Raw genomic sequence first — 6868 nt, forward strand, 5'->3', positions numbered from 1 at the left:
GCTATGGCTTGGCTTTAATTTTGTTAATTACTTGGAGCAGTTGTTGAATATTATCAATTCCTTGGTTATTCTTAATTGTATGACAAATTTCATAAGCTTGGGTTAGTTCTTGTCTAGCATCGTCGATAAATCCTATGGAAATCATCAGCATGCCTAATCCCGTTTTGCAGATAGCTATTCCTGGTTGATTATTGAGATGATTGTAGATGCGGAGAGCGTCCCGGTAATTCATCCGGGCTTTGTCTAGGTTCATGATTAAATGATGGGTGCGGGCAATGTGGTATATTGAATCCGCAAGGGCTTCTAGATTTTCGGTTTGACTATAGATAGGGAGACTTTGCTCTAAGTGGGATAGCCCATCATACCAGCTTCCTTGCTGAACCAGCAATTTACCAATATTACGTTGGACATCTGCCCAATCTTCGGGAAAGGCTTCACGGGTAAAGATTTCTGAAACATTTTGATAGGATGCGATCGCATTTGCCAGATTTTCTGAACTATTTCCTAGTATTCTCTTACTGTAGGCATCGCCCAAATTATAGTGAGTGATTGCCCAATTTTCGGGGAAGACTTCTCTGGTATAAATGGACAATGCTAGTTGGAATGCTTCTATGGCTTTTTCGAGATTATCAGCTTTATCTCCACGGATTCTGTCACTGTAGGCAGCGCCCAGATTATTTTGAGTGTTTGCCCAATTTTCAGGGAAGTCTGGTTTAGTAAGAACGGATAATGCTAGTTGGTATGCTTCTATGGCCAGTTCTAAATTATCAGCCTTATCTCCACTGATTCTGTAAATGTAGGCAAGACCCAGGTTATATTGAGTGCTTGCCCAATCTTCGGGGAAGTCTGGTTTAGTAAGAACGGATAAAGCTACTTGGTATGCTTCTATGGCGAGTTCTAAATTATCAGCTTTATCTCCATTGATTCTGTAAATGTAGGCATTGCCCAGGTTATATTGAGTTCTTGCCCAATCTTCGGGGAAGTCTGGTTTAGTACGAACGGATAAAGCTAGTTGGTATGCTTCTATGGCGAGTTCTAAATTATCAGCTTTATCTCCATTGATTCTGTCACTGTAGGCATTGCCCAGGTTATATTGAGTGCTTGCCCACTTTTCGGGGAAGTCTGGTTTAGTACGAACGGATAAAGCTAGTTGGTATGCTTCTATGGCGAGTTCTAAATTATCAGCTTTATCTCCATTAATTCTGTTTTTGTAGGCAATGCCCAGGTTATATTGAGTGCTTGCCCAATTTTTGGGGTTACTCTCATGGGTAAAAACTGTTAGTATCGTTTCGTAACCAGCAATGTAAATCTCGATGTTATTGGCTTTATTTCCGAGTAAAAAATTGCTGATCAGGATGCTGAATTTGCCAATATATATAGCTATTTTTTCAGCTATTTTTTGTTCCAAATCTGAGAATTTAGCACTTGCCCAGTTTTGCAAGATATCGATAAATTTATGGTCGAGTTTATCTAGGTTTTCTTCTAGGAGTGGGTAGACAACTTTGGAGTCGCCATTGCTGTTTTTAGTTGCTACCAATACCTCTGTCAATAATTCCATATAGTCTTGGTATGAAGCATTAACTAAAGTAGAGGATTCTGAAATTATCTCTAAAAGTTGACTCCTGAGACGAACTAAAAAGTCAGCAGCATTTGGCTTGCCATCGGCTGCTAGTTTTTCTGCTACTAATACCATTACCTGCAATAACACTAGATCCACTAACTCGCGGTTGCTCTCAATAATTTGGACTGCTTCACCGCTGGGACAAGTTAGCAGTTCCTGGATAAATTCGAGGTATGCTTGTCTTCTTTCTTCGTCCATTTTTACTTATTCAGCTATTAGCTATCAGTGCTCAGCGGTCAGCTATCAGTTTGACCTGGTGGTGCGTTACGGGACGGACTCTTCCAAGACTGAATACCTATAAAATGATGCCGAGCCCGTCCCTAACGCACCATACGCCTACTCTTTTCCCCCCTTTTTTTAAGGGGGGTTAGGGGGGATCAAAACTCCCATTAATAACTTCTATAAGTATAGCAATTAATAAAAAAATTCGGTCAAGCTCAGATAAACTCTAATACTTGACCGAATTATATTGTGTAAACCTCAAAACGTACAGCTAAGCTGCACTTAAACCATATAACTCCTGATTAATTGTACATTATTCCCGAGTTAGTCAGCTATCAGCGTGTCGCGTATCAGCCAAAGGCTTAGCCTGCGCGTAGCGCAATCGGTGCTTTTGAATAAAATAAGCTGACGGCTGACCGCTGACGGCTTGCTGATTTATACCCCTCCCCAAAAAAACGTTCATTCTTCATTCTTCATTCTTCATTCTTCATTCTTCATTCCTGGTCGCCAGGGCGACGCCCTGGCAATTTACTATCCTAATCTACGTAAAAATATCGAATCAAAGTCACCATAACCTCACCAGGATTTCCGGTAGGTTCGGGAGTGCTCCACTCGTCGGGATAAGCGTATTTAAGAGAATAGATGGTAAGAATTGTTTTCCGAACTTGTTCAGGATAACCAATCAAGATGTGCTTGGCTTTCTTAGCTTTGCGACCTTGGTTTTCAGGGTTTTGATTGTCATCAGGGTTTGAAGGAAAGTTTGTACTCATGAATCGTTATTGGTTGAAAACGCTTACATTATTAATATATTAATTTATTAATCTATTGTCAAGGGGTTTAGGAATTTTTTTTTATTACCAAATTGCGAAGATTAATCGTAATTAAATTATTGATATTAATCGTAGGGTGGGCAGTGGACGAGACCAATAAAATCCGATCGGAATCGGTTGGATATGCACTGCCCACCAACAGTTTTAATAAAATTAATCGTAGGGTGGGCAGTGGACGAGACCAATAAAATCCGATCGGAATCGGTTGGATATGCACTGCCCACCAACAGGGATTTAATTAGTTAATTATTTATTTAATAAAATTAATCCTCTGCCCACCAACAGTTTTAATAAAATTAATCGTAGGGTGGGCAGTGGATGAGACCAATAAAATCGGATCGGAATCGGTTGGATATGCACTGCCCACCAACAGGGATTTAATTAGTTAATTATTTATTTAATAAAATTAATCCTCTGCCCACCAACAGTTTTAATAAAATTAATCGTAGGGTGGGCAGTGGACGAGACCAATAAAATCGGATCGGAATCGGTTGGATATGCACTGCCCACCAACAGGGATTTAATTAGTTTTAATAAAATTAATCGTAGGGTGGGCAGTGGACGAGACCAATAAAATCGGATCGGAATCGGTTGGATATGCACTGCCCACCAACAGGGATTTAATTAGATATTAATCCTAGGGTGGGCAGTGCTCTATCGGATTTTTAACTATTACTATTCCTTGATAAACCACTGCCCACCCTACATCACTAAATGACCAGTTTTAATAAAATTAATCCTCTGGTGGGCAGTGCTCTATCGGATTTTTAACTATTACTATTCCTTGATAAACCACTGCCCACCCTACATCACTACATCACTAAATGACCAGGGCAGTGGACGAGACCAATAAAATCGGATCGGAATCGGTTGGATATGCACTGCCCACCAACAGTTAATTATTTATTTAATAAAATTAATCCTCTGGTGGGCAGTGCTCTATCGGATTTTTAACTATTACTATTCCTTGATAAACCACTGCCCACCCTACATCACTAAATGACCAGAACCAAAACGCGATCGCTACACTCTGACAGAAGTGCGTCGGTCCATTTTGGAACAGTTTTATATTATAATATTGTCTATGATTGGTATTGCTCAGTTAGTCTATGTTATCCCAGTATTACTTGTGCTAAGATTGCCGGGACGATGGGAATTGATTAAAGGAGTAATTCTTGGTGGTTTGATTACAGGTTTGTTGAATCTTGGCGGTTGCTTTTTAATGCAAGCTTGACCTTAAAGGTATAGGTAGCAAGAGTTATTAAACTGTTGCGTCAAGGCTATCTTGAGACTCCTCTAATTTATCGTCGAGGTTCTCACTACCAGTAAACACTTTAGTAGTCACTAGAACATTAGGCTCAACTTGGAGCCACACCGAATCACTCATAGACTCAGCTTGTAATGGTCGATAAACCAGTCGGCAGGCTCCTGCTATTTCTACCTCATGACAGTAATGAGTCCGCTCACCCCGTTTAACAGTAAACACTGGCAAAGATGTCTGGTTCTTGTGATTGCTCTTTAACGCTTCCTCATTAACGTGGATATAGGTAGCTCCGACATGCTTCTCCTGATTCCATGTACCTTTTGGTCCCCTACGACCTTCGGTGACCACTGGCACACCATCATATAATGGAATCTGCCAAAACCGACCAACTTTTTTGGCTCCTTTGATGCGATCTTTACTTAATAGCATCCGCAGTCGTTGAGATGATATACCCAGCAGAGATGCAGCTTGTGTTGTACCGACAATCATAATTAAAATACTATTGCGGAATAGTATTGTAATCCCATCTAACTCGGAAAGTCAAGCTCAAGTGGGGAGTAGGGAATCGGGAGTAGGGAATCGGGAATCGGGAATCGGGAGTAGGGAATCGGGAGTAGGTAATCAAAAATTATCAGAATTGATTTAGGTAAGCTATATCATGTCTTTGTGAAGTTCTTGTTTAACCAGTTGAGCTAAGGTTTGGGCAGCTCCTGGTTTTCCGCGAACGCTCTTGAGATGCGATCGCATTTCCGACAACTTCTCTGGATGCTCCAGATAGTCTAGAGCAAGTTGGGCAACCTCAACCGGCTCAAGCTTTCCTACCAATTCTGGCACAATTTCCCTTTTTGCCCAAATATTGGGCCATGCAAACATACGCTTTTGCCCTAGCACCAACCAGTTAATCACTTTCGCTACGCTAGAGCCTACTCCTGGTAACTTGACCAATAGACCGGGTAAGCCATCCCAAGCCCGCATGGCATCTAACTGTTGCGTCGGCAACAGCACAATCATTGGCACGGCCAGAGACCCCAACTCAGCGGTATTCGCTCCCACTGTGGTTAAGCAAAGACAACATTGCGATAACAATTCATAGGTAGGAAAGGACTCCCAGAGTTCTACACACAAGCCACTGGGGGTTTTGAGGAATAGTTGCGGGGGCGGGGTATTTGGTTGAAGGTTAGGAGGTTGAAGGGTTGAAGGTTGAAGGGTTGAAGGTTGAAGGGTTGAAGGTTGAAGGGTTGAAGGTTGAAGGGTTGAAGGTTGAAGGGTTGAAGGTTGAAGGGTTGAAGGTTGAAGGGTTGAAGGTTGTTCGCCTTTGGCGTTGCCGTAGGGTAGGTTATCGGAGTTTGAACCTGTAACTTGTAACCCCTTAACTTGTAACCCCTTAACTTGTAACCCCTTAACCTGTAACCCGTTAACTTGTAACCCCTTAACCTGTAACCCCTTAACTTGTAACCCTGGATTAATCACCGAGTCGTTATCAACTTTATATATAAGTTGTGCCTCTGACCATCCTGTCTTGTTAATAATGGGATTGTGATCTCGATTGGCAAATTTGGCTAATGTTTTTAGATCTATGGTAGGAGCAACCGGAATCACAAAGCGAGTTTGGGGTCTAGCCCTATGGATGTGTTCAGCGATCGCTAAAGATAAAGGTACTCCCTGAGCTAGTTTGGCTGGTTTTGACCCCGGTAATAGTCCGATCACTTCAGTGGAATGTTGAAGGTTATCTTCGGTTGTTCGCGAAGCGTGGCCTTTTGGCCAAGGTTGTTTAGTTGAAGGTTGTTTAGTTGAAGGTTGTTTGGTTGAAGGTTGTTCGCGTAGCGTGGCCTTTTGGCCAAGGTTATCTTCTTGGGTTGTTCGCGTAGCGTGGCCTTTTGGCCAAGGTGGTTGGGTTGAATGTTGTTCGCGTAGCGTGGCCTTTTGGCCAAGGTTATCTTCTTGGGTTGAACCTGTAACCTGAGAACCTGCAACCTTCAACCCCTGAGTAACCTGTAACCCCTGAGTAACCTGTAACTCCTGAGTAACCTGAGAACCTGCAACCTGTAACCCTTGAGTAACCTGTAACTCCTGATTAACCTGAGAACCGGTAAGGGGTAATCCCCTAATCTCTGCCATTAAATCCCCTACTAGGGTGAATTTGTGGGCATATTTCTTAGGCACTTGAGCGATAATATCGGGTTTCATCACGCCAAAGTGGTCAATCCAGGGGTACCAACGAGCATCCCACTCGGCATAGACAACACTGCGATACCCTAAGCGCTTACTAATCACTACTGGAAAAAATTGGTCTCCCCCTAGGAATAGAACAACCCCTTGTGGATGCCAGTCCCAGTTTTGAGCTGTCTTGCCCCACAACAAGAATGGCAAAAAATCCTCTGCTGCTTGAACCCGGTCTACTTCTGGGTAGGATTTTGCGATCGCATCTTCTTTGCCCGTGGCATGAGGGCAAGGAGATAGGACTACCGATATCCGGAGTAATGAACGGTCATTGCCTAAAGTTTCCCGCAATGCCTTCACCACTGGTCGCACCCAGGTGGTCACCTCTCCTGGGCCATTGGACATAACTAAAATATCTGCTGCTGGCACTCTTCCCCACTCCTAATTATGACGATATGGCTTGCTATCAGTTATCAGTTATCAGTTATCAGCTATCAGCTTTCAGCTTTCAGCTTTCAGCTTTCAGCTTTCAGCTTTCAGCTTTCAGCTTTCAGCTATCAGTTATCAGCTTATGTGCTACCCGCACGCTACTTGAGGTGCTTTCAGCCAAACGCGAGTGCGTGGCCAACGGCCAAGGTCAAGGTCTGACTGCTGACTGCTGACTGCTGACTGCTGACTGCTGACTGCTGACTGCTGACTGCTGACTGCTGACTGCTGACTGCTGACTGCTGACTGCTGACTGCTGACTGCTGACTGCTGACTGCTGACTGC

8 protein-coding genes are annotated in these 6868 nt (G+C 43.1%); 1 reads left to right on the forward strand and 7 read right to left on the reverse strand.

The genetic code is table 11. From position 1 onward, the window contains the following. Position 1: 1 nt before the first annotated feature. The 3 genes from F6K63_RS32810 to F6K63_RS32820 form a co-directional block, all read right to left on the reverse strand. Positions 2-1819, reverse strand: coding sequence for a tetratricopeptide repeat protein (locus F6K63_RS32810; RefSeq protein WP_287314457.1), 1818 nt, complete (start codon positions 1817-1819; stop codon positions 2-4). A gap of 352 nt (positions 1820-2171) precedes the next feature. Continuing rightward, positions 2172-2306, reverse strand: a complete 135-nt coding sequence (locus tag F6K63_RS32815) for a hypothetical protein (RefSeq protein ID WP_267872043.1) — start codon at positions 2304-2306, stop codon at positions 2172-2174. A 73-nt stretch (positions 2307-2379) separates the two neighbouring features. Continuing rightward, on the reverse strand, positions 2380-2613 hold the full coding sequence (locus F6K63_RS32820; protein WP_287256750.1) for a hypothetical protein: 234 nt from the start codon (positions 2611-2613) through the stop codon (positions 2380-2382). Between the two features lie 1114 nt (positions 2614-3727). On the opposite strand from F6K63_RS32820, the gene F6K63_RS32825 reads away from it, so the two are divergent. Next, entirely contained in the window at positions 3728-3907 is a 180-nt protein-coding gene (locus F6K63_RS32825) for a hypothetical protein (RefSeq protein ID WP_287314458.1), read from the forward strand. A 27-nt stretch (positions 3908-3934) separates the two neighbouring features. On the opposite strand, the gene F6K63_RS32830 is transcribed toward F6K63_RS32825, so the two are convergent. The 4 genes from F6K63_RS32830 to F6K63_RS32845 all read right to left on the reverse strand — a co-directional run. Next, a complete protein-coding gene (locus F6K63_RS32830) occupies positions 3935-4426 on the reverse strand; it encodes a hypothetical protein (RefSeq protein ID WP_008184995.1) in 492 nt (163 codons plus the stop codon). 10 nt (positions 4427-4436) lie between these two features. Next, a complete protein-coding gene (locus tag F6K63_RS32835) occupies positions 4437-4562 on the reverse strand; it encodes a hypothetical protein (RefSeq protein WP_267872044.1) in 126 nt (41 codons plus the stop codon). Positions 4563-4588: 26 nt separating this feature from the next. Beyond that, positions 4589-6502 (reverse strand): lipid-A-disaccharide synthase, encoded by a 1914-nt coding sequence (locus tag F6K63_RS38115; protein ID WP_287314459.1) that lies wholly within the window; start codon positions 6500-6502, stop codon positions 4589-4591. A gap of 171 nt (positions 6503-6673) precedes the next feature. Next, positions 6674-6868 (reverse strand): hypothetical protein (locus F6K63_RS32845; RefSeq protein ID WP_287267480.1); only part of this gene is annotated, 195 nt, incomplete at its 5' end.

This window comes from Moorena sp. SIO1G6, assembly GCF_010672795.1.
GTDB classification, from domain to species: Bacteria; Cyanobacteriota; Cyanobacteriia; order Cyanobacteriales; family Coleofasciculaceae; genus Moorena; species Moorena producens.

Bases quoted from the DNA above. Each gene is read 5' to 3' on its own strand.
- F6K63_RS32815 (WP_267872043.1), bottom strand. From the start codon at position 2,306: ATGAACGTTTTTTTGGGGAGGGGTATAAATCAGCAAGCCGTCAGCGGT.
- F6K63_RS38115 (WP_287314459.1), bottom strand. From the start codon at position 6,502: ATGTCCAATGGCCCAGGAGAGGTGACCACCTGGGTGCGACCAGTGGTG.
- F6K63_RS32830 (WP_008184995.1), bottom strand. From the start codon at position 4,426: ATGATTGTCGGTACAACACAAGCTGCATCTCTGCTGGGTATATCATCT.
- F6K63_RS32810 (WP_287314457.1), bottom strand. From the start codon at position 1,819: ATGGACGAAGAAAGAAGACAAGCATACCTCGAATTTATCCAGGAACTG.
- F6K63_RS32820 (WP_287256750.1), bottom strand. From the start codon at position 2,613: ATGAGTACAAACTTTCCTTCAAACCCTGATGACAATCAAAACCCTGAA.